Annotated in this window: 14 protein-coding genes; 5 read left to right on the plus strand and 9 right to left on the minus strand. The window is 61.7% G+C overall.

Going from position 1 to position 23,472, the window contains the following annotated elements; translation table 11 throughout:
• Positions 1–318: 318 nt before the first annotated feature.
• Positions 319–3,225 (plus strand): CHAT domain-containing tetratricopeptide repeat protein, encoded by a 2,907-nt coding sequence (locus Q8R81_RS11940; protein ID WP_305618094.1) that lies wholly within the window; start codon positions 319–321, stop codon positions 3,223–3,225.
• A 198-nt stretch (positions 3,226–3,423) separates the two neighbouring features.
• Positions 3,424–3,777, plus strand: coding sequence for a type II toxin-antitoxin system YafQ family toxin (locus Q8R81_RS11945; RefSeq protein WP_305618096.1), 354 nt, complete (start codon positions 3,424–3,426; stop codon positions 3,775–3,777).
• A gap of 54 nt (positions 3,778–3,831) precedes the next feature.
• On the opposite strand, the gene Q8R81_RS11950 is transcribed toward Q8R81_RS11945, so the two are convergent.
• The 3 genes from Q8R81_RS11950 to Q8R81_RS11960 all read right to left on the minus strand — a co-directional run bounded on the left by Q8R81_RS11950 (position 3,832) and on the right by Q8R81_RS11960 (position 11,525).
• Complete coding sequence (locus Q8R81_RS11950) at positions 3,832–8,013, minus strand: hypothetical protein (RefSeq protein ID WP_305618098.1); 4,182 nt, start codon at positions 8,011–8,013, stop codon at positions 3,832–3,834.
• A gap of 129 nt (positions 8,014–8,142) precedes the next feature.
• Entirely contained in the window at positions 8,143–9,471 is a 1,329-nt protein-coding gene (locus tag Q8R81_RS11955) for a tetratricopeptide repeat protein (RefSeq protein WP_305618100.1), read from the minus strand.
• A 230-nt stretch (positions 9,472–9,701) separates the two neighbouring features.
• The gene (locus Q8R81_RS11960) at positions 9,702–11,525 is read right to left on the minus strand and encodes an FAD/NAD(P)-binding protein (RefSeq protein ID WP_371135359.1); all 1,824 of its coding nucleotides are present in this window, start codon (positions 11,523–11,525) and stop codon (positions 9,702–9,704) included.
• 37 nt (positions 11,526–11,562) lie between these two features.
• Here Q8R81_RS11960 and Q8R81_RS11965 point away from each other — a divergent pair, with 37 nt between their 5' ends.
• Positions 11,563–12,042, plus strand: coding sequence for a hypothetical protein (locus Q8R81_RS11965; protein ID WP_305618104.1), 480 nt, complete (start codon positions 11,563–11,565; stop codon positions 12,040–12,042).
• Positions 12,043–12,088: 46 nt separating this feature from the next.
• Here the strand turns inward: Q8R81_RS11965 and amyA are convergent, their stop codons facing one another.
• The 6 genes from amyA to Q8R81_RS11995 form a co-directional block, all read right to left on the minus strand.
• Positions 12,089–13,627, minus strand: a complete 1,539-nt coding sequence (gene amyA / locus Q8R81_RS11970; RefSeq protein ID WP_305618106.1) for an alpha-amylase — start codon at positions 13,625–13,627, stop codon at positions 12,089–12,091.
• Between the two features lie 219 nt (positions 13,628–13,846).
• On the minus strand, positions 13,847–15,841 hold the full coding sequence (locus Q8R81_RS11975; protein ID WP_305618107.1) for a glycoside hydrolase domain-containing protein: 1,995 nt from the start codon (positions 15,839–15,841) through the stop codon (positions 13,847–13,849).
• Positions 15,838–17,088 (minus strand): YdcF family protein, encoded by a 1,251-nt coding sequence (locus Q8R81_RS11980; RefSeq protein WP_305618108.1) that lies wholly within the window; start codon positions 17,086–17,088, stop codon positions 15,838–15,840. Before Q8R81_RS11980 ends, Q8R81_RS11975 begins: the two co-directional genes overlap by 4 nt.
• Positions 17,085–18,353: a Ca2+-dependent phosphoinositide-specific phospholipase C gene (locus Q8R81_RS11985; protein ID WP_305618110.1), complete on the minus strand. Its 1,269-nt coding sequence runs from the start codon at positions 18,351–18,353 to the stop codon at positions 17,085–17,087. The genes Q8R81_RS11980 and Q8R81_RS11985 overlap by 4 nt, the downstream gene beginning before the upstream one ends.
• A gap of 7 nt (positions 18,354–18,360) precedes the next feature.
• On the minus strand, positions 18,361–20,907 hold the full coding sequence (locus Q8R81_RS11990; RefSeq protein ID WP_371135360.1) for a TonB-dependent receptor: 2,547 nt from the start codon (positions 20,905–20,907) through the stop codon (positions 18,361–18,363).
• Between the two features lie 241 nt (positions 20,908–21,148).
• Positions 21,149–21,433 carry an ATP-binding protein gene (locus Q8R81_RS11995; RefSeq protein ID WP_305618114.1) on the minus strand — a complete coding sequence of 95 codons (285 nt, stop codon included), beginning with the start codon at positions 21,431–21,433 and terminating at the stop codon, positions 21,149–21,151.
• 700 nt (positions 21,434–22,133) lie between these two features.
• Between Q8R81_RS11995 and Q8R81_RS12000 the strand changes: the two genes are divergently transcribed.
• Both Q8R81_RS12000 and Q8R81_RS12005 read left to right on the plus strand, forming a co-directional pair.
• Positions 22,134–23,039: a hypothetical protein gene (locus Q8R81_RS12000; protein WP_305618116.1), complete on the plus strand. Its 906-nt coding sequence runs from the start codon at positions 22,134–22,136 to the stop codon at positions 23,037–23,039.
• A gap of 130 nt (positions 23,040–23,169) precedes the next feature.
• Positions 23,170–23,454, plus strand: a complete 285-nt coding sequence (locus Q8R81_RS12005) for a hypothetical protein (RefSeq protein ID WP_305618118.1) — start codon at positions 23,170–23,172, stop codon at positions 23,452–23,454.
• Positions 23,455–23,472 lie beyond the last annotated feature (18 nt).

Consider the following 23,472-nt stretch of genomic DNA (forward strand, 5'->3'; position numbering starts at 1 on the left):
CCCGTCCCCACTACAGGATCAGGCGGAACTCGACGGCCTGGGGTTGTCATCTCGGTGGTCGCGAGCGTTTACTGCATCGCCCCCAACGGATTGACGGAACAAATAGAAGTTGTTTGTCTACAAATGCAGCATTTAGCAGGCATATTTTCTGCGGCGGGGTTTACCTTGGGAAGAAACGCCTACGCATTGGGGACGATGTCGTCGATGATCGACAGCACGCTGCGTGCTTGCGCAACTACCGGTGGCTCATCCTGCCCGATGGGGAGAATGGGCCTGATGGCGGCAAGGGGCCTGATGGCGGCAAGGGGAGTGTGACTGATGGTGATTTCTCGCGTTCGCACAGCGGTACTGGCTTTGAGCGTCAGCATTGCGCTGGCTTTTCACGCACCGGGCGTTGCGGCGCAACGGCCTGCATCGCCACTGTTCATTCTGGACAAGGCGTTGTCACAGGCGATCACCAACGAAAACGCCAATCCCAATCAAGCAACTTTTGATGCCAGTCTGAAAGCGGCCGAAGCTGTTATCGCGGCCACGCAAGGCCTGCCGCCGGGGCCAGAGGTAGCGCCCTATCTGGCGCGGGCATTGGTCTCGCGGTCAAACTCGGCACGCGAGGCAGGAGATATCGACAAGACTTATGCAGATGCTGAGCGCGCGCGTGAAGTAATCTTGCCTTTTCGTGATCTTGCGGCCGATGCCTATGTCCAGTCGATTGCGCTGGCTGGCGATGTGGCCATCCGCCGTGCGCTGTTTCAGCAGGCCGCCGATCGCCTCAGCGAAGGCGCAGCCTATCTGGCACAGCGGCGCGGCAAAGTGGCAGCATCCCCGGCGCTCGACATGGCCGAATCCAACATCGGCTACACGCTGGCCATCGCGTTGATGCAGCTAGGGCAATATGACGATTCGGTGCGGGCGCAGGAATCGAGTCTCGCGGCGCGTGCTCGCGCTGTGGGCGAGTTCCATCCCGCCACGATCAGTGCGCGCTACAATCTTGCGTTGCGGCTATCGCGTGCGGGGCGGCTGGAAGAGGCCGAGGCAATGGCGCGTCTTGCCGCAGAGCAAGTCCAGCAACATGTGCCCCAGACCGATCTGGGGCATGTCCGCGCGGTCGAGACACTGGCGCTGGTGCTGGCAGGTGGCGGCAAGCGCAGCGAAGCAGTAGAAGTAGCACGCCGTGCGCTCGACATTCGTGTGGCCACGACTGGCACCAGCGATGCGAATTTTGCCGCAGGCCTTACCACATTGGGCGGATTGCTCGCAGATCTTGGTCGCTATGAAGAGGCGGTGAGTGTGTTGACCGGGGCAACCGCAACGCAGGACAAGCTCGGTGCACTTGCTGCGCCAACCGACCGTTTGCGTGCGCTGACATTCCTCGGTCATGCGCAACTTGGGTTTGGCAAGGTGATCGATGCGCGTCAGTCGCTCGATGTTGCCTATGCAATCTGGGAAAAGACCAAGGCAGCGGGCGCGGCGGAGACTTTGCTTCCATCGGTGGCGCTGGCACGGCTGGACAGCGGGGATGAGGTCGGTGCCGCTGCGGCAGCAAGCGCGCACCTTGCCATTGCCTCCGGTGACAGAGCGCCGGTGCTGGGCAAGGCGCAGGCCTGTGCGGCAGGCGCGCTGCTGGCCATCAGCTCATCGGAATGCGGCGCTCAGGCGGGCAGTTCACTTGTTCGCGCGGTCATCAATCGGCTTGATGCCAGCGCCGATGGCGAACTCGTCCTGGCAGACCGCTTGTCGCTTGAACTGGCGATGCGGCTGGCAGTGCGGGACGGCGACGCCCAACTTGCTGCCGATGCCTCACAAGTGCTGGTCGGTTCGAAAGTGGCCCGTGCAACGCGACTTGCAGCAGCAAGAGCCGGGGCTTCCGATGCAGCGCTGGCCGGGCGCATTCGCACGCTGCAGGACGCTGAAATGGCCTATCGCCGTGCCAATTCGGTCTATCTGCTGCTGCTTGGCAATGGCGGAGATGCACAATCTGCCCGTGCCTTGCGAGACACCACACTTGCCGCGCTGGACCAGCAACGCACCGATATTGAGCGTGACTATCCCGCGTGGGCTGCCTTGAGCGCACGACAAGGCATGGACCTCGCGCAGATCACGGCCTCGTTGGCCAAGGATGAAGCGGTGATGGCCGTAGTGCCGGCATTTGCTTCGACATTCGTGTTCGTAGCCTCTACTGATCGGGCCGTTGTGCAGCGGATCAAGCCCACCCGCGCCGCTTTTGCCGCCAGTGCGGCACAATTGCGCCGCGCGCTCGAGCAGCGGCGCTTCGATGCTGTAGCCTCCCATGATATCTATCGTGCGATCTTTGCCGATCTTGCGCCTGGTGATCTGCGCAAGGTGCGTTCGCTGCGGATCGTTGCGGGTGGTGATGCGGCGGCAATTCCCTTTGCGACCTTGCTCGAACGCCCGGTCGACAAGATCGATGCCAAGACCCCCTTCCTCATACGACGCTATGCGCTTTCGGCTGGTGCATCGCTGTTACGCAGCGCAGCACAGTCCCCGCAACTGCTGGCAAATTCTACGATGCTTGCGGTTGGGGCACCCACGCCTTTCGGAACTGCCCAACTGGCGCAAGCCCGCCTGCCGCAGAACGGGCCGCTCGCGGCAAGCGCGGTATTTCGTGGCGGGCGTGTCGATGTGCAATCGCTGGCGGCTCTGCCCGCGCTCCAGTCTGCCGAAGTGGCAGCAGTTTCACGCCACGCGCGCAGTGCCACGGTGCTGATGGGCGAGCAGGCAAGCGAAGATGCACTTGGCAAAATGGCGCTCGACCAGTATCGTATCTTGCTATTTGCCACCCACGCGTTGGTCACTGGTGAAATGGAAGGCATCACCGAACCTGCACTCGTGCTCGCCCGCCCAGTGGCTGGGGCGAACAGCGATGGCGTGCTGACCGCGTCGGAGATCGGCATGCTCAGGCTTGATGCCGATTGGGTGATCTTGTCTGCCTGCAACACCGCAGCTGGCGACGGGGAGGCAGCACCTGCCTATTCAGGCTTGGCGCAAGCCTTTCGTTATGCCGGTGCCCGCACGTTGATGCTTTCACATTGGCCGGTGCGCGACGATGCTGCCGCAGGCCTTGCAGGGACAGTGCTCAGCCAAGCCGCCAGCGGCAAGAGTCCCGCCCAAGCCTTGCGCACTGCCATGCTGCGAGCCATGAAGGACCATGCGCTGCCCGACGCGGCCAACCCCTACGTATGGGCTCCCTTCGTGGTGTTCGAATAAGCTGGCTTTTGTTGGACAACTGCTGCGAGATACGGTGGGACTTCAATCAGAAACAAGCGCGAGGATAGTGACATTTGCCTCAAGTCGGGAAGGTTAAACTTCGCGTCATTTTGTCGTGCTGTCAGGCAGCGGGCATGCGAATACACCAATGCCTTTCTCAAGGACTGGGAACGACTGTGGCACTCCGGGCGCTAAGACGTGAACCAGCTCAAAGAGGCGATGCTGCTGCTGATCGCCAATGATGCTCTACTGGGACCCGATCGGCGCGATCATGCGCTGAAAGGCGACTGGCAGGGCAACCGTGAATGCCACATGGTCGGCGATTTCCTGTTGATCTATGACATCGACCACTGCGTGGGAAAGCGTCGGACCATCTCCTTCGTCCGCGCCGGCACCCATAGCGAGCTGTTCAAATGCGTGCCGTCAAGATCATCCCTGCTCTATCCTTCAAGGCGGCCTGGACCGGCGTGTCAACGAATGGGAATGCTGCCGATGCAGGCGCAGGCTGAGGTCAACCCGTTCATGGCCAGACTTCTATATCCTACCAAATAGTCTTATCATTTTTCGATTCCCTGTAGAAAATTTCTGCACCTGCGAGTCTCCTGATCAGGGTGCTTTGGTGAAGGCGATCACGCCATTGGCGTTCACCAGGGTGCCCGAGCCGAAGGTGAAGGCAGCCGCTGCGTGGCTGGCCCCATCGCCAGCCAGCACCCCGTTGATGCGCAGGCTGCACACGGCGGCGGCGCAGGCCCCCCCGGTTACGCTTGCCCCCGATCCGCCTGCCGAAAAGCGCATCGTTGCTGTGTCGAGCGCCATCGATGGTGCGGCAGCACCGCCAGAGCTGGCGACGGTGTAAATGTCGGCACCGTCGATAACGCGCGCCTCCATGCCCACCTTCAGCGTATCGAAGGCCACCGCCATCTGCCCGCCATCTAGCGTGCCGAGCCGGCTGCCGAGAGATGGCGCGGTCCCGCCTGCAAAGGTGTAAGTCGCGGTGCCGGTGGTCGGCAGGTTGGTGGCTGGCTTTGCCCAGATGATGCCGCCGTTGTTCGCATCGAGCGCGCGCGCGTTCTGCGATGCAGAGCTTTGCGTGGTGCCCGATACCCAGCGGGTCCAGCCGACAATATCAGAAACCGAGCCACTATCGGTGTTGGTCGCCGTGCCCCGGTCGGTCTGGACGGTTGCGGTGCGGTATCCGTCGATGCCGCCGCTGCTATTCGGCTGAATTGTCACCTCGGTCTGCGCGCCGGGCGCAATGTTGCTGTAGCCCAGCAAGGTGTAGCCCGGCACAGCGCCTGCCAGCGGTGCGGTGGTGACAGGCGCACCGTCCTTGTAAACCGCCGCTCCGGCAAGAATGCCGGTGCCCTGCACCGTGCCGATGCCATAAACGCCGGTAAGCAGATTGCCGGTCGTACCGCCTAGCGCGAGCCCGGTCTGGAAACGGCAGACACCTCCTGCGCAGCGCGGATCAGTGCTGACAACCGGCACAAAGGCATCGAGCGCACGCACGCCGTTGCGGTTGGACAAGGCAATCGCCGGGCTGGCGAGGCCGCCCAGCGATGCGAAGTCATAGCGCCGGGCGGTGCCGTCCTCCTTGAGCGTCAGGGTGCCCTCAATCCCGAACAGCGGCGTGGAGGCAAACCCGATGGTTATGCCGCCATAGAGCGCGGCGTCGGTAACCACCCCGCCTGTGCGATAGGCAGGCGCGGTAAAGGCAAGCAGGCCGTAAGTGGCCGTGCCGCTGGTCGGGACAAACGACGGTATGCGCGTCGAGAGGGCGTAGAACAGGCCATCATTGGCGCCAAAATCGGTGGTGAACTGGGCATTGCCATATGTGCCGCTGGAAAGACGGCCAATGCGCCATTCGCTCCCCGCAGTGGTATCCGCCTGCACATCGCTGGCCGTGCCGGAGAACATGATCTGCGGCGTATCGCCAAACCCGCGCGCTACGCCCTGGGCGTCCGTTCCGATCGATTGCAACTGCCCGGCACCGATGCTGGTCGACCCGCCTTGAACCACTGCCGTTGCACCATAAGCACTCGCAATGGTGAGATCGGCTGCAGTCACCGGCGTTATCGGTGGAGGCGTAACGCCCGGCGTCGGCACCGCGCCCACGGCGGTTCCGGTGGTTGCCACGACCGCGCCGTTTAGCAGGCGGGCGAATGTTCCCGTAGCGGAGGAGCCGAGCGTATAAGTGCCCGCCAGCACGTCCGAAGCCGTGCCGCCGGTGCTCATGTTGAAGAACACCTTGCAGTCTGTGGCGCAGCGGCTGTCGGTTGTCGTCACAGTGGCGCTGCCGCTGGGAAACAGCGTGGTGCCGTTTGCAAACATGGTGAGCGATGGCGCGGCAAGGCCGCCTGCCGTCTGATATTCATACCGCTGCACGCCGGAATTGGTCAGCGTGAGGATGCCTGCCGCGCCGAATTTGGGCGTGCTGCCAAAGGCGACGGCAAAACCGCCGGTCAGCGTTGCGCCGGTCGCCGCGCTGCCATCGGCGAACGTCGGCGTCGTGAAGCCCGCGATCCCGAAGGTCGCAAGGCCGCTGGTGGGCAGGGCCGCAGGCGCGGCGGTCGCATAAGCGAAGTGGACACCGTCGTTCAGGTCATAGGTCTGCGCCGAGGTCGTGCCATTGAAGGTTTGCGACGTCGTGCCATCTGCGTAGCGGCCCAGGATCCAGCCGGACCCGGTTTGCCCGTCGATCAGGCGCACCGTGCCAAGGGCCGTTCTGCCAAACATCGTTATAGCATCTGCGCTGTCCAGCGTGACCGTGATCGGGCCAGCATCACCGAAGCCGCCGCCGGAATAGATGGCCGCCGTGGTGCCACTCGGCGGTGGTGGGGGCGGAGGTGGCGGAGGCGGAGGTGGTGGTGGAGGAGGGGGCGGGGTAGGAGCGTCGGGGAGCGTGCCGCCCAGCACCAGAGCGCCACCAAGCTGCGGGAACGATCCCGTTCTTGAGATGATCCAGGTGCCTGCAATGATGCCGCCATTGGTGCCGCCCAGAACGAAGTTGGGGTAAAGCAGGCACCCTTCCGAACCGCTGCCGCAAACGCCGCTCACGGCGGGGTCCGTCACGCCGCTCATCGCGGCGTTGACGATGATGGCATCGCCGATGGTGAGGGGTTGGCCCGCCGCAAACCGTGCGCCGACCGAAGGCGCATCCGCGCCGCCGGGCGTCGAGAAGCTGTAAGTGCGCGTTGCCCCCAGATCGGTTGCGGAAATCGCGCCTTCGAAGCCATAAAGCGGCCGAACCGAATTGAACGCCAGCGCCAGGGTCGCATCGACGCTGGAAGCCGTCACCACGCGCCCGTCGATATAGGCAGGGGTCGTGGCCGCCAGCACGGTGTAGCGCGCAGTGCCGGCCCCCGGGAGCGCCGAAAGATAGGGCTTGGTCAGCGCGAAATACGTGCCGTCGGTAGAGCGGATCGTTTGCGCATAACGACCGATCACCCAATCCGGGCCGCTCGCGCCTTCGGCGCCCACCAGCGCGCCGCGCAAGAAGCCTTCGCGCGTGCTGGTGTCGCCAAAGCCGGTCGGCGCGCCGTTTGCATTGAACACGACCGGCCCGGTTGCATAGGTGCGCGCGATGGGCGCGCCGATTTCGAGCGTATCGAGCCCGCCGACATAGTCACCGCTGGCAAGGCCGGAGCTGATCCCAGCGGTTAGCGCCGAGCCGGCAAGCGGCAGCTGCGGACCCGGTGTGCGCCCAAATGAGCCGCCCAGATCGGTGAAGGCAAACAGCGCATCCAGCCGGGCCTTCGACGCGGCATCCGTCCCCGCAGGCACGCCGATCCCGCGCAGATAGCGCATCATCGTGGCCAGTTGGTCGCCGGTGTAGCCGCCATTGCGGCTGTTCGTGCCGACTTGCAGCCCGCCGATATAGGCAGAGAGGACAGAGACCAGCGTGGGCGCATCGGTGGGGATGCCTGCCGCCACGGCCTGCCTATAGGTAGTGACAGCCCCGATCTGTTCGGGCGCAGCGCCAGAGGCAAAGCCATCGGCATCGAAATAGGCGAGCAAGGCGGCCAGATAGGCGCGGCTGGCAGCATCTGCCGAACCGTCCTGCGCTGCTGCGATAAGCGCCTGCGCGCGCACCAGAGCGGTCAACGCATTGAAATAGCCCAGCGCATCGCCGCTGCCGACCGAGGCAAGGCTGGCCGCCTTGAACGCGTCAGACACTGCAGCGAAATCAAAGCCGCCGTTACTGTCTGCCGCCGCGAATGCCTGCCGCAGCAGATCAAGTGGCGCTCCGCTGCCGACAAGCTGCAAGCTCGGGTTCTGGGTCATGTCGAAGCGGGTCTGGGCCGAGGCGCTATACAAGGCACCTGCCGCAAAGACGGGCTCAGCCGCGACCGGCTGGGCACCAACTGCAAGCGTGCGGGTCGGTGCCTGGTCGAGCGCGGCGCGAAACGCTTCACCCACACCAAAGCTGCGCGTGACACCGCCAGCGGTGACGCTGACCGTGCCGCCAAGGCCGCGGCCTGTGAGCAGCCCAGCTGGATCGACCGCGAAGCTGGCACTGGCGTTCGGTCCGTTGACGCTGACCTGCATATCGCCCGCGACGCGCACATTGGCGACGCCGTCCGGCCCGGCGACCACCGTGAAGCGTCCGCGTTGCAGCGTTACTGCGCCATTGCTCGATGTGATGCGGCTGTCGCCGACGATCGAAATGATATCACCGTCTGCTGTGCGCAGCTGGGTAATGCCGCCCGCGATCTCCGCATCGCCGACAAGCAGTTCGCCTGCGCGCAGGGTTGCTCCGCCCGCCTGCATTCCGGTTGAAAAAAGCACCGCTGGCGCATCAGAGGGTTGGCGAGCGGATTGGGCAAAAGCGGCTGCCGGCAGCAGCGCTGCAGCCCCCAGTGCGGTGGTCAGCAAGAGCCGTGCGTGGGTCGTCCTGCATGCCTGCGTTGCCATGGCTTAAAACTCCTGTCGGATGGAGAGCGAGACAGTGACGCGCCGGTAATCGTACAGCGCAAGGTTGCTGTCGTTGCGCGTGAAGGAGACACGGGGGCGCAGGATGAGCGCCTTGGCGATCATCAGGCGCAGGCTCAGCGATGCGTCGAGCTGGGTGTCGTGCCGGCTGGCCCCGAACAAGGGATCAGCGCCGCCATAGTCGCGGTATTCGGCACTAAGCCCGCCCACGACCGATAGCGCTGTGGTCAGCGGCAGCTCTGCGCCCAGTTGCGCCGTGCCCAGCGCATAGCCCAAGTGCCGCCCGGCGGCTTGCCGGGTCGCTTCCTTGCCCGCGCCAATCGCGGCGAACACCTGCCGCCCGGCGTAGCTGATCGTGCCGGTAAACCGGTCGGCATCGCGCAGCGTGTCGGTCCGGTAATCGATCCGGGCATATTGCGCGGCGAACGACAGGGCATCGCCGTTTTTCAGCCGCCGCGTGTATTGGCCGATGGCGCTGTGTGACGCGCGGAACCCCTGATGCGCGAGCCAGAACTGCTGGCTTTGCGCGGCCAGCGAAACGGTGTGGCCAGAGGGGCTGGTATGGGCAATGCCGAGCGTGCCGGTCAGAGCTGCCTGATCGAACGCCTTGTCGCCGTGCGCATCGCGCCATAGGCCAAGACCCGATGCAAAGAGCTTGGTCTGGCGCGAGAGCGGCACATCGATGCTGACCCCAGCCTGCACCTGTCCGAACGCTTCGCCTTGCCGGGTTGCGCCGCCGCCCAGCGTTGCGGGGCCGAGAAAGGCGAACACCGGCAGCGTGATCGAGGTGGCAGACGTTGCGGCGTTGACATTGCTATCATAGCCTCCCTCCACATCGACAAATCCGCTGATGCGGGTGGAGCCGCCGCGCAGCTGCGTGTGGTAGCGGTTTGAAAGGCTGTTGAGCTGCTGGCGGACCGGGTCGGGCAGCGAGGGATCGGCGATGACGGTGTCGAATTCGGTCTTTGCCGTGTCGAGGTCCCCTGCCATGGCATAGACCCGCGCGATCTCGGCGCGCGCCTGAGCATTGCCGGGCTGCACCGCCAGCACGCGCTGCAAGGCCGCGATGGCCCGGCCATGCTGCCCGCTATCGGCTGCCGCCAGACCAAGGGCATAGTCATAATCAGGTTCGCCAGCCCGGGCCTGTTCCAGCGGGGCGAGCACAGCAAAAGCTTCTGCGGCCTTTCCGGCACTGTGGAGCGCGAGGGCCTCGACAATGGCTTCATCGGTCGCGGCGGCGGCAGGTGCGATGCTGAAGGCCGCAACGCTGGCTGCCAAACCAATCTTCAAGGCGCGCAGTGCGGTGGTCGTCATAGCCGGCATTCCCCCCAACCCAGTCACCGCCAGTGCGGTCAGTGGGCTTTAGGGATGGGCCAAGGTCGCGACCCGTTATAAAGCCGGACAGAATGATGACAAAGGCCGTCAGGCTGGCACAAAGCATCGTGACCCGCTCGCAGGTGGTTCTCGATCAATGTGCTGCATCAGTTCTGGCGCAGCATCGATTTGGGATCATTGCAGTGTGAACTGTTGCTTTGCAGGCAGTTTCAGCCGGCAAGTGGCAGGACTTCTCCATTTCCCAGAATGATAGCGGGCCGGTCCAGCAGCTCCATAAGGAACTCAGCCGATGAATAGTCCGTACTGATCGCGTTTTGCGCTTCATGTATGGCCTCGCTGACGGCACGCGCCAGGGCAGCACATTCTACCAGACCTTGAACGAACGGCCGGTTCCGCAAGAGGAAGGGCAAAGCGCACAAATGCACTCGCCTGAGCGAAGGGTCGTGCTCGCTGACAGTCAGATCCGTCGCCGGGTTTATGCCATCATGCCAGTCCTGGCTTTCCTCGAGCACGCTGGCGCAAAGCTGGAGCCGCACAGTGGGAAAGGGAAAGTGGGTGAGTGCAGCGGCCTGAGGGCCGCGAGCGTCTATCAGTTCGTCGAACCGCCCTGACCATTTATGCGAATGCACCAGCCAGGCGCTATTTGCAGGCTGGATCTCGTAATCATTCCCAAGGGCAATCACATCGAGAACACCCGCTTCATGCAGGGCAAGCACACGTTCGATCGAGAGATGCGGCACGGCCGCGTAGTTGTCGGTAAACACACGCTTCAAACCACGGTGCAGACGTGACAGGTCGCGGCGCGTCAATGACGATACGGCGCTTGCGAAAATCTCGTGCGCTTTCAGGATTATGATGCGCCAGGCAGGCGTCTGGTGGTTGTGACTCCATTCCTTGACGTGCGCGAGATTTTCGCGGGCGTGTTCCCAGACATTGCCGGAACGTCGATGCGCAAAATAGCGCTCGGCAAAATCGTCAGCGGTTGCATCTCGAAGACCGATCGCGGCGGACCAATCAGGCGCTTGCTCGGCCAGCACGACGGCAAATTTTTCGAACAGCCGGTCAAGGTCCCCATCATCGCCGCGCATGCACGCTGCGGCTGTTTCGGTCGTAAAGGTCCCGAGCTCGGGAAGGGGATGGGGGAACCAGAAATCCGCCTCAGGCAAAAGGCCGTTGCGGCTCATCATCACAGCCTGCCAAGGGGTGTGTGCAACGTAGCGGAGCGAGTTTGCCTCCTCCACGAAGCTTCCTCTGGCCATTGCAATTGCGACCACTGCATCGATTCCGGACAGGGACGAACCGAGCACGCCGAAACGCGCTGTGGTGCTTGTACTGGCGACCGTTGCGGCCGACTTGCCGGTGCGGAGCTCCGAGGGGTTGTCGTCCATCCCTATGGCACCGTAGCCCGACGCAATGATCACGCGGTCGAATGTGTCTTGCGCTCTTGCGCCATCGGGGCCGCGCCAATCTAACCGGCAGCCGTCCGGTAAAGCTACCACGTCCAGGACCTCGGTCAGCGAATGGACGGTAACCGGTACCTTGCTGCTTGCACAAAGTTGACCGAACTGATCGTCAAGCCACGCGCCCAGCACAACTCGCGGGAAAAAGGCGCGATCATCGCCTGCGAGATGAGCAATACCCCAGTCATTGAGCCTTGCCCGAGGCTGGCGGACCGCCCAGGCATTCAATGTCTCGCACAGTGGTGGAACTTCGATGCCGGCAATATTGGACAGCGCATGGACGTCATTCAAATTCGATGAGTAGGCAAGCCCCGGGCCAAGCCTATCGCTGGCCTCGAACACGACCACTTCGGAGGCAACCTTTTTGGCGAGCAGGGCGTCGAGGCAATAGGTTCCCGTGGCGCCGGCGCCAATTATCGCGATACGCTCGCTCGCTCCAAGTCGTTGAGGCGTAGGGATAAGGAAAACCTTCCTGCGGATTGGCCCTGCGGATTTGCGTCGTTGTCTCGTGAAATCATCGAGATCTATGGAACGCAGGGGGTGCTGGCGGGTTCCGTGTGAACGACACAACAACCCTGGTCATCATGGCCGCATCATGAAAGGGTCTGCCGTGAAGCTATATCTCGTGGAAATTGGCGGGATGCGCGAAGGCCATTTGTTTGAAAGTCACGAAGTTCACGCAATGATTGCGGCCAACGAGGCCGAACTCGTACGAGTTTGCGCTGCACGGTTTGGCGGAACCATGAATGCCACGCACCTTGATGGCTGGATCGAGATTGAACTTGCTGACACCGACAAACCCTTGCTCGATCAGGACAAGTCGTTGTTTATTGCAGAACTTGGGCGCAATTCGTCCGACGCGATGCGCGAACAACACGACTACCATTTCCTGACAGCTGCAAACTGGAAGGAGGCTGTGCTCGCGGCCCGCCAGATCGCTCCGGGCTGGCATGTCGATGCTTGCGTCGATCTGGACGCACTGGCACGGCGCGAAGGCTATGCGCTGAAACGCGATGAGGTCGGCGAGCAACCACAACCCCGCTCGTGCTCACGCTATGTGCGCTTTCTCGATCACCGCGTATCTGCCTGAGGCACTCGTCTGAGCGTTGAGTTGATCTAGCCGATGGGCAGAGCCATCAATCCATAAGCACCCAGACACTTACGCTGCCGCCGTTGACAGGAAAATGCGCGTGTCCCCTTTCGTCGGTTGAAACCGTGTCCTGACGGTGGGCCAGCCAGTCACGATACGTTCGTGCGCCAAGGTCCGGGCCAAGCGCTACTTCCTTGCCATTGTCACTGCCGTTTGCAAGCACAACGACACAGCCGGGCTGTTCCGCCGTGCCATGGCGGACAAAACCGATGCAGCTTGAATCTTCGTCAATCAGTTCGGTCTGCGGGCCATGCGCAAACTGACGACGCGCCTCAAGCAATGCAGGAAGGCATCCGATGGCAGGCAAGTTGATGTCGTGCTCGTTCCTGTCGCCGCCCACATCGCGGTAGTCGGCTCCGTAAAGATCGGCGTGGAAGACGCACGGCAAACCCTGCTCGCGCAGCAGGACAAGCGCATAGGCCAATGGCTTGAACCAGGGCTCTACCGGCGTTTCGAGCGATTGGAGAGGCTGCGTATCGTGATTGCCGATCATCGTCACGGCGTGATCGGGCATGGCAGACACCAGCGAGCCATCGAAGATCGTGCGCAGATCAAATTCTGCCCCGGCACGTGAGGCATGGTGGAAACTGTGCTGCAGGCCGACATCGAACAGCATCAACTGGTGATCGACCTTTTCGAGATAGGCCTTCAGCGCTTCCTGGTCTGGATGCCAGTATTCTGCGATGACGAGCGCATCGGCGTTTACGGTATCGCGGATGTGGCCGACCCAATCCCGAAAAAACCAGGCAGGGATGTGTTTGGCGGCATCGAGGCGAAAGCCGGCTACGGGCAATTGCTCGGCAATCCAGCGGCCCCAGAACTTTAGTTCTTCCTGAACGGATGGGTTTCTGAACTCGACATCAGCGCCCATCAGGTAATCAAAATTTCCGAGTTCATCGTCAACCTCGGCGCTCCAAGCGCCAAGGTCATGTTCGTTTTGCAACTTGAAGATTCCCTCAGCGTCTGGGTCTTCGACGTGATCGACCCCACCAAAGCAGTGCGCATCCCAGATATATGGTGAGTATTTCCCGCCTCGTGCGGGGAAGGTGAACCGCGTCCAGGCGTGCGCCTTGAAAGACTGCTCCTCGATCTCGGTCCGATCGTCTGGGTTTGCGCGACGGACGGTGACAGGCTCGCGTTCGTCGGCTCCCATCTTGTGGTTGAACACAACGTCAACAATCGTACCGATGCCGCAATCAGCAAGAGCACTGGCAGCGGCCACCAATTCATCACGCGTGCCGTATTTGGTGGCAACCGACCCTTTCTGGTCGAATTCGCCAAGGTCAAAAAGGTCGTATGCGTCATAGCCGACCGAATGGCGACCAGATGCGCCCTTGGTAGCGGGCGGCAGCCATATGTCGGTAATGCCCATCTCGGACAGGCGCCTCGCCTCCTCGCCTGCTTGCCGCCACAGCGAGCCGTCTGCTGGTGTGTACCAATGAAAGAACTGGATAAGCGTGCGATTGGTCATGCGGGCCCCCGTCGTTGCCGTGCAGCATCGTTGAGGTTGGATACGCTTGGCCATCCCGATGGTTCTCGGGCGCGGTCGGAAGGGTGTGAATTTGCGCAAGCTGGACCGGCTGACGGCCACAACCGGCACCTGCATCCTATCAAAATTCTACGTTCACCCAGCCTTCGGCCCGCCAAATGGCTAAACTGTCAGGCATTATGGATCGTTGGCCAGCATGCTCCGGCCGGATACCTGCCGATCGCGGCACGCGCCATAACACAGCGTAAGAAGGTGTCATCGTGCCAACGTGTCATGGGCAAGGCTGATTGAATCAAGCGCTCGGCCGTTGACCGACAACTGGCCTTGCGCAGTCCGGCCGATCACGACCGCCAAACCGCGCGACGGGCGGACAACTGCCCGGCGGACTTGCGGCCTGGCTACGACATATTCGGGCTGCCCAGGGGTTAGCGGGTACAGGCCCAGCACCGACCAGATGTACCAGCCCGTCATTGCCCCTGCGTCATCGTCCATACCGTCGGCAAAGCCTTGCGGCGACAGGGCAAAGCTGCGCCCCATCCAAGGCTGTGGACGGATCCCGGAGTTGGTATAGCGATGCGCCACCGGCTGTGTGAGATATCTGGCGACAATCGCATCAGTTGCCGCCCGATCGCCTGCCCAAGTCAAAATGTAAGGTACATGCATATCGGGCTGGTTTGTCATGTTGAACAGATTTTTGGCGAAGAACGCAGACAATTCGCTATCGAACCGATCGCCCATGGTAGCCTTGAGCCACGGCAGATCGAACACGGGCGCCCAACGATATTGCGCAATAGTGCCTTGATACAACCCGCGCGCTTTGACCACGTCGGCGTCGAGACCAAGCGTGTTGAACGTTGCCAGCCACATGTCACGATAGGCCAATGACCGTTGGCGATGCTGCAGCGCCAAATCGGATTGACCAAGTTCAGTGGCCAGTTCGGCAATCGCCCAATCGTCGTATGCTGCCTCGATCTGCTCGTCAGGTGTATTGCGGGCTAGCGTTGCACTTTCTGCCGCCATGCTTTGCAATGCCGAATGCACGTCGAACCCGGTGATGCCTTTGCGATAGAAATCGAGCAGCGTGATTCCGGCGTGTTCGGTGCGAACGGTCAGAAACGGCTCGGTCTGCGTTGCCCAGCGGCGCTTTCCGGTCTGGTAAAGACGAACCAGGGATTTGGCGATCTGTTCGGCGCGGACCGGATCTATCAGCGCGATCAGCGGCATCTGCGTACGATAATTGTCCCACATTGCCCAGTTGGTATAGTGCTGTTCGTCGCGGCGAACCTGCGACACTTTGCCATCGCTGCCCCGAAAGCGCCCATCGGGGTCTGCGATCGCGACGGGGGTTTGCATCACACGAAACAGGGCCGTGTAAAACAGCGCCCGGTCATCGCGTGTGCCGGAAATGGTAACCCGCGAGAGTTCGTGATTCCAGGAATTCAGCGTCTGCCGGGCAATTTCTGCAAATGGCTGCCCACCCATTTCGATCTCGCGCACATTGGCTGCTGCTGCTGGATCAATGGAGGAAAGGCCAGTGCGCAGTTCCACCACATCGCCCGCTCGGGCCTCTATCATCGACATGGCCAGCTGCGTCCGGTCACCATCCCAACGGGCCACGACAGCGCGGCCATTTTGCAGCACGCGCGTGGCGGAATGGAGGTGATAAGTGCCGGCATCACAGACTGTTCCGGCAGAAAAGCTGGCATGCAAATCACCATCTGTCATGGCATTCCACTGTGCCGCGATGTGCTTGGAATAGGTGCGCGTAAACGCGACGGACAGTTGGAGACGACCTGCGCGCGGTACGCGGAATCGGAGCGCACCGCCGCCGCGGGTTGATGTCATTTCGGCGACTATGCCGGGGCCATAGCTTACCCGGTAATAGCCCGCGTGGGCGCGCTCGCTGCGCTTATCGAACTGTTGCGCCATCGGTTCACCGGCATAAACCAGCGTCGCACGGACATCGCCGCCTGCCCCGCCACATCCCACGCCGACGCCGCGTGTATGGGAAAAGCCGTCGAGAGTTGTGGCAGCATAGTCATAGCCTGCATGATTGGCGGGCGTTGTGTCAGGACCAAGCTGGACCATACCATAAGGCGAGACCGCTGCTGGACTGAGTTGGCCGAAATCGGCCAGCGTTCCCACAAATGGGTTGACCAGCATGCCCGGCTCGCTGCGGGCGGCAGCAGGATTGGCGAGCGTCAACGCTGCCACAGTCGCCACCCTGGCCAGCTTGTGAGGGATGCTCACGGATCGAGCGGGTCGAGCGGTTCGACATGAAACGCCACGGGATCGGGCGTGAACAGGACCGTGAACTGATCCGGGCCCGGCGCGATCTTGCCAGGCTGGACGCCCATCTCGGCAAGGCTCCGCTCGGCCAGCAAAGGGCTGGCGATATACTTGATCGTCATGTGATCCGATACGATGAGCGAGGGACGATCCGTCGGAAACCCTGCCGCCAGCAGCAACCGCGCGCAGTTGCGCAAGTTGGTGGTGGTGTGGCGCGCGTGGGGCTCGATCAGGATGCGATCCGCCGGAAGACCGTGTTGCTCAATCAGGATCCGCTTCATTTCTACCGCTTCATTGAACGGCGTGCGGTTGGGGTGAACATTGCCGCCCGACACCACAATGAACGGCGCAAGCCCGCGCCGGAACATCGATGCGGCGATATTCATGCGGATATAGCCCATAACACCGGTGCGCGATTGCGCATCTTCGGGGCCGTGGCCGAACACCAGCAGCGTGGGATAGGGGAAGTCTTTCCACGCGGTCTTCCGAACGGCAGCAACGGCCGCGGCGTTGTCCTGTCCCAGCAGCGGCCTGAACGATCCAGCCTCAACCCGCTCATTCATGCCCAGCAGGCCGGTAGCATAGCGCAAAGGCGGGTCGAAAAGGGTGTCATCCCTGCCGGCCATGCTGGCAGCAGCCACGCCGTGTGCGGCCAGAACATTGGCGTATTCGGGGTTGGCGGTATCGAAAATGGATGCGTCGATCTTGGGATAGCGCGGCGCCCGACCCTTGGCATAGACCGCGACGACCGTGTTCATGCCGCTTGCGGTCTCACGCCAGGCGGCAGCGATAAAGTCGGTGTCGGCCAGAGCAGAATGGCGCGCAAAGCGACCCGAGCGGCGCATCTGGTCGGTCACAAGTGACTGTGCAAGGCGCCGGTCACGCGCCACCGCGCGCAGGCTTGCTGCAACCGTGGCGATGTCCGCATCGGTCCAGAGCCACGGATCGGCAAGGCATTGCGGCGCAGGCTTGCAGTCGGTCGCAGGTATGCGCGCGGCGCGCTCAATGGCCAGCTTGGCCAGCGCCGGATCGGCGGCAAGGGCGGCGGGCCAGCCCGCTGCTGCACGGATCATCGCAGGCATTGGAAACAGCCGCGTCTCCAGCGTGTCGGCAAAAGGCGCGGCATAGCCTGCCGGATCCTGTGCTTTTGCCGCAATGGGCACCGAAGCCAGCAACAAGGCTGTCGTGATCGCAAAAGCGCGCTTCATTTGCCATTCTCCTTGGCCCGGCATGTGCCGATCACCGGATTGTACCGCCACCCCTGTGCAAACGGGGGCACGTGATAGTCACGGCCGTGAACATTGCGCGCAGTCAGATAGTCTGTCGAAATGATCTGCGCCCCACTGGCCAGCGCCTGATCGCGGCGGCGCGGATCGTTGCGGCGAGCATCATCGGTATCGATATCGGCGCGGGTGCGCACGAGATAGCCCTGGCGGACAAGCGCGGGAATGCGTTCGGGCTTTACCAGCGCATTGTCGACCAGCACGAACGCGGTGTGCGCCATTCCGGGCAGGCCTTGCACAAAGGCCGCGCGGCCCTGCAACGAGGGCGTGCCATCAAGATACGGAGCAAACCGCGCAAAATCGAGCCCGGGCACCAGATAGAGAAACACGAACTTGCCGCCCGCTTGTGAAAGGCGCGGCCAGGCACCCGCCTTTGCCGCCGCTTCAAGCGTGGGATGGCCCCTGCGCAACTGGTCAGGCGTGAACAGCTTGTCGGTGCCCAGCACGTTCAGGATCGCCCGGTCCACTTCGGCAAAGGCCGCAGCATCGAACGGTGGCACTTGCGCAGTCCCCGGAAAGGCGCGCGCCAGCCCGCCCTGCTTGGGTTCCAGCAGAATGAACACCGGGCTGTGCGCCGGGTTGGCGTTCGACCATTGCTTCAGGATCGTCAGGCAGTCGCGCAGCGCTGGACACTGGCTGCGAAAATCCACATCGGCCACGTGTTGCACTTTCATGCCGGGCAGGCGCAGCGCCTCGGTGTGGATGGGGGCAAGGTCGGTTTCGCCGGCCTTTCGCAGCATCTGGTAAGGGAGTGGATCGGCATAGAGCCCGCCCGCAGGGTCGGGATGCAGATCGAATTCCAGAGCGCGCGCGCCGCTGCGCAATTGCGCTTCGATCGGCATCTGCACGTAATCGAGCGTCGTTCTGAAGTCACTGATGCCCGAAGGATGCTCTTCGGCGAGCGCTGCACGCTGTTCGGGATTGAGCCGCTCGAGCATCGCGCCGGTCAGCGCGGCAATGCGCGGAGCCATCAGGGCCATGACGCGCGGATCGGCGGGGATCGCATAGCTGTTGTGCGTGCCGATTACCTGAATTTCATTCAGGCGCGGGTCGGGCGCTCCTGCATCGGCCTCGGCCTGCGCTTGGGCAGGCGCAGCTGCAGCCCCCATCGTGATGGTGGAGGCCGCAGCGATGATTGCTGCAGAAATGACCGTTTCGAGAACCGGACGGCGGGCAAGCATCTTGCGCATGAACCGCCTACCAGCTGCGGCTGATGATCAGGCGGAAGTTCCGGCCAAACAGCGGACGACCGTAGATCGCTGCGGAGGCATCTTGTCCGGCCAGCTGGTCGGTGCGCGGATTGCCTTCGGTCAGCCCCTTGGCGTTGGTCAGGTTGTCACCTACCACCTGGAAGCGCCAGTCGCCCGTGGTCAGCGCGATATTGGCGCCGAATGTCTGGTAGGCCGGGAGCGAGGTGCGGTTGAACAGATCGACGAAACGTTCGCCGACAAAGTCAAACCGGCCCTGCACTTCAAGGCGGCTGTCGCCCATGTCGAAGGTGAAAGTCGGGCGAACGTTGCCAAACAGCTTTGGCTCTCGGATGATCTGGTTGCCATTGACCGCGCTCGGATCGGCACCTGCGGTGTTTTCCAGATTGCGATACTGCGGATCAGCCACCGTGATCGACGCTGCAAGGTCAAACCAGTCGAGCGGTGCGAACTTTCCGTCTATTTCGATGCCCTTGGCAACGGCCTGTCCGACAAACGGGACCACCTGATCGTTGCGTCCGGTCGTGGGATTGAAAGCCACGAACGAGGCGTTGAACGGGTCGAAGTCGGTGTAGAACCCGGTCAGGTAGATGTAGGATCGACCAAAATCCGCCTTGACCCCAGCTTCGTACTGACGCGCCTGCGTCTTGACGATATTGGGCACAGCGTTGAGCGTCACGCCTGCGCCTGGCGGCACTTGCAGGTTCGACACGCGGCCATAAGCGCCGAAGCTGGGCGTGAAGTCGTAGCTGAGGCCAACGGTCCAGTTGGTGGCGGTGGGCTTTAGCAAGTTGGTGACTCTCTGCCCGGTGAAACCGCGCGTCGCATCATCGGCCAGCGTGCCAGGTTTGCCCAGATTGATGCCACCAGTGGTCAGTTCGGTATAGCCCGAAAGCTCGTACCATTCCTTGCGAATACCGGCATCCAGACGCAGGCCCGGCGTGATTTCCCAGGTGTCGTTGGCATAAAGCGAGATGACCTTGCCGTCGCTGTCCCCGTTGGTCAGCGTGGTGGCCGCGCGCAGCGTGCCGTTATCGGTCACATAGCCAAGGATCTGGCCTGCTGCGTTATAGGCCACAAGATCGAGCGTGCGTGGCTTGCCCGCCACTTCGATCAGCATGTCCTGATAGGCAAGGAACGCCGAGGTGCCATAGATCGAGCCGTAGACGCCAATCTTCACGTCATGGTTGCCAAATCCGGTTTCGAACGCCTTGGTGACGCTCAGGTCCGCCTGCGTGGAGTGGAACCTGGCTTCGATGGCGCGATACTGACCCGACATGACCAGACCCGATGCAGTGTTCGGATCATAAACGCTCGCGCCGTTGGTGCCGCCGATGGCATAGCCGATGCGGGTGACCGGATTGGCAGAGGTGCCAAAAGCGGTGTTGGCAGCTGCCAGATAGCTGTTGGCAAAAGGCGTTGCGGCAACCGGGTTGGTGGTCGAATAGAACGCATCGAAGCTGTTCTTGCCGGTCGTCAGGCCTAGTTTGGCCGAGACCAGATAGCCACCGAAATCGCCCTGATACTCAAGACCGACATTGCCAAAGCGCATGTGACGGCCATTGGCCAGATCGCGGCTCAAGGTTTCGGTCTGGCCATTGCCGTTGCGGTAGGAAATGTTCAGCCCGCGCAGCGAAGGCGAGTTCATTGTGCCTGTGAAGTAATCGATGAAAGGGTTGAGCGAAACCGAAGGGTTGCGCGGATCCGATACCGGAATCGGCAGATAGAACAGGTTCTTGTCGTTTACATAAGTGGCCGACAGCTTGACGAAGCCATTGTCAAGATTGTGCTTCAGGTTGGCACGGATCTGGCCACCCTTGTCGTTGGGAAAGCCGTTGTCACGATAGCCATCGTGCTGGCGCAGGAAGCCGCCGATGGCGAAATAGGTGTTTTGCGCCAGCTTGCCCGCCTGCATCAGATCAAGCCGATAGAGCCCGGTATCACCCAGCGTCACTTGGGCACGGCCGCGTGCCTGCTCGCCACCGGTCACGGTGATGTTGTTGGCGATGGCAGCCGCATTGCTGGCATAGATCGGTGCCGGACCACCGCGCACGACTTCAACCCGTTCGGTCATCAGGTCGAAACGATTCATGCCTTCGCCCGAGTTGAAGAAGAAGCCGTCGATTTCGTGATAGAGCGGCAGGCCGTCCTGCTGGAAAATCAGGTAGCCACGATCGGTCGGGATACCGCGCACGCGAGTGATGTTCTGCACTTCGCCGCCGGTGGCTTCAACGTGGATGCCCGGAACGTTGCCCAGCAATTCCGCATAGTTCTTTGGCGCAAGCTTGAGCACATCGTCCTGCGACAGCGCGTTGACCGCGTAGGACACCTCGAAGCGGCGCTGCTCGCGCGCCGAGCCGGTGACGACAATTTGCGTTTCGGGATCGGCGTCAGCATCGTCTGCAGGGGCAGCGGCCATCACGGAATCTTGCGCTGCAGGAGATACTGGTTCGGTGGCACCGGCGGTTGCCGATGCCAGGGCGCCTAACGAGCAGATTGTGCCGATGTAGATGGATTTGGTGAACGCAGAATGCATTTTGGCCCCCTTGGTGTGTGGGGCCGCACCTATGAGGGTCGTGCGTCAGTGACGTTACCCAATGAAACAATTGTGAAAAGCTTGAAATGGAAGTTGGATGTTCGCGGCATAGCTAGTGTGCGCCTGGCAGATGGAGGATGTCTGTGCGTGGGCGCGCAAACGATACCCCTTGTCACGATGGCGCAAGATTGACGTCGCGCGCAGCGCAAAGCATTCTCCAGAGGATAGCCGGTGGGGCGGATCAACCCTGGTTTTTGACGCGCCAGCTGGCATTGCGGGTTTCGACAATGTCGCAATGATAGGTGACGCGATCCAGAAGCGCGATGGTCATTCCGGGATCGCCGAACACGGTGGGCCATTTGCCAACCGCGAGGTCGGCGGTAATCAAAGCGCCGGTCTGCTCATCAAATTTGCCGGTCAGATGGAACAGCAACCGGCCTGGCAATCGTGGCAACGGCCGATCCCCCAGTTCATCGAGCGCATTGAGATCGCGACGGGACAGCTGGGCGACAAGAGCGCCGCTCATGCTCATTGCGGGTGCGGGTCACCAGATCGACTGTGTTCAAGGTGCGGCCTCGGTCACGTCATGGCACTGCAGCGAAGGAGGCCAGTTGGTCGTAGCGAGCTCTGTTCGCGATCCCCGGATGGCGCAAGGCGCTAGCCTGGGAGGTGGTGATCATTAACGGCCCCCGCGGTTCCGGGCGTCATGCAAGGATATCGAGGATTACGTCGCAGCCCACCGCCCACCGCCCAGGCTCAGCAGCCTTGCAGTTCCTGAAACGGCGCGGCAAGCAACATGACTATCGGGTGACACTGCGGCACTTTTGATGATCGACATATCTGCGGCTTTGTTCCCGCAAGGCCTGACCGTTACACAATTGTAAGTATTCAGACACAGAATTCTGCTTGAATTCCGAGGCGTTATTGGGCAGATATTCGTTGCCCCGAAGCAATGAACTTGCGACGGATGCGACCCAAAAGCGCAAAAACAGCGCCAACTGACGCCCTGTCTGCCCTCTGGGCCGGCAGGGCTTTTTTATTGGCTGGCATTGCTGCTGCAGCATAATCCTACCGGCGCATATTTACGCTGCCGCAATCGCTGCGGATGAGTTCAGGCAGCGGGCAACTGATGAGGCTTCTTGCTTGGGCAAGGGGTCAGAGTAGGGGGCTAACAGGCTAAAAGTGCATCACTCCAGAACGACGCCAACCAGCCAGTTCAAGAATGTGTGATCTTCAAGCTTTGCCTGAGTCACCTTGTAGATTTCTCGGTGGCTGTCGTTGGGGATATCCGCACAAGTCAAGGCGATCTTGCGCAAAACGTGATTTTGCCGGCTAAGGCAGATGCTGATGTAATCGTCAGGGCCTTGGTGCCCCAGAGCACGCGAGACTTTCATGTCAAGGCCACCGTCATCGAGGCGTTCGGCGACTTTCAAAAGCATCGCTGCGACCGTGCGCTCGAGAGCGCAAGTGACGGGAAAGGGCACATGTGCCGAATGGACGGGTTGGACGTAACCATCAATGACATCCACGCGTCCTGTCCAGTCTGCCTCGCAGCGAAGCAGCGCCATGTAAGGACCGCCGGTTTCGAAGTTGCCGAACAGCTTGTCGCGCAAGAGCAACGGGCGGGCCTTTTGCCAGAATACCCCCCGCGGACTGGCGTCCTGCGCGAAGATGCACAAGAAGCCGGGCGGGCAGGTTTTGGATGGACCTGGGTAACTTTCGAATTGTCTGGCGATGTTGCCTTCCCACAGATCCTGCGGGCTGGTCCAGAACCAATCTTCCAGACCGATACCGGGCGCAAGGCTGAAGCGCGCAGCAGCCTTGCGCAGGCGCTGGCCGGTTTCCTCAAGGCCCGGGTGCGCCAGATGTTGCCACGAGATATCGAGCAGGCCTGCCAGCTTGCAAAGCGCCAGGAGCTGGGCACCTTGTGCATTGGCTGCGTGACCCATCCGAACGGCCGGATTGTCGCCGACTTGCGCATCGCTGTGGCCCACAGCGATCCAGTTGAACGCCATGCGGTCGCGATCAGGGACATTGGGCATAGTCTGGAGTCTATCCCGTCAGATGGAGGCAACGATATCACCTGGCACCCCTATGTGGCAATTGCGCATCCAAAGCATTGGGCGGCGTGAATTGAGGCTTTTCAGTGCCTTGTGATGGTCAGAAGATACCATGCAATAGGTGCTCAATTTTGGTTGAAAATCGAAGGCCTGCCGGACTATTGCAATAGATCCAAAGCTGAACAAAAGACGGGATCGCAGCGTGGTAGAACAACGGGATGTCCTGCGTGAGCAGGTCGAGGTATCCATTAACACGTTACATATCAATACATTGCGTCTGATGATGGCAGCGCTCTTGCCAAAAATCGCGCAATTGAGCAATGAGCCGGTCATCTGGTTGGACGAGTTGCGTGACGTCGTGCTTGCGGCAGCCGACGAGGTCACATTTGCACCAACAGCAAGTGTTGACCCGGACATGATGAAGGCCGGAGTGATCAGCGCGCTCGAGGAGACTTTTGCAGGCGCACGATCGCTTGCAGGGGCCTGAACCATGTGCGCGGCGATG

It is taken from the genome of Novosphingobium sp., assembly GCF_030696665.1.
Lineage (GTDB): Bacteria > Pseudomonadota > Alphaproteobacteria > Sphingomonadales > Sphingomonadaceae > Novosphingobium.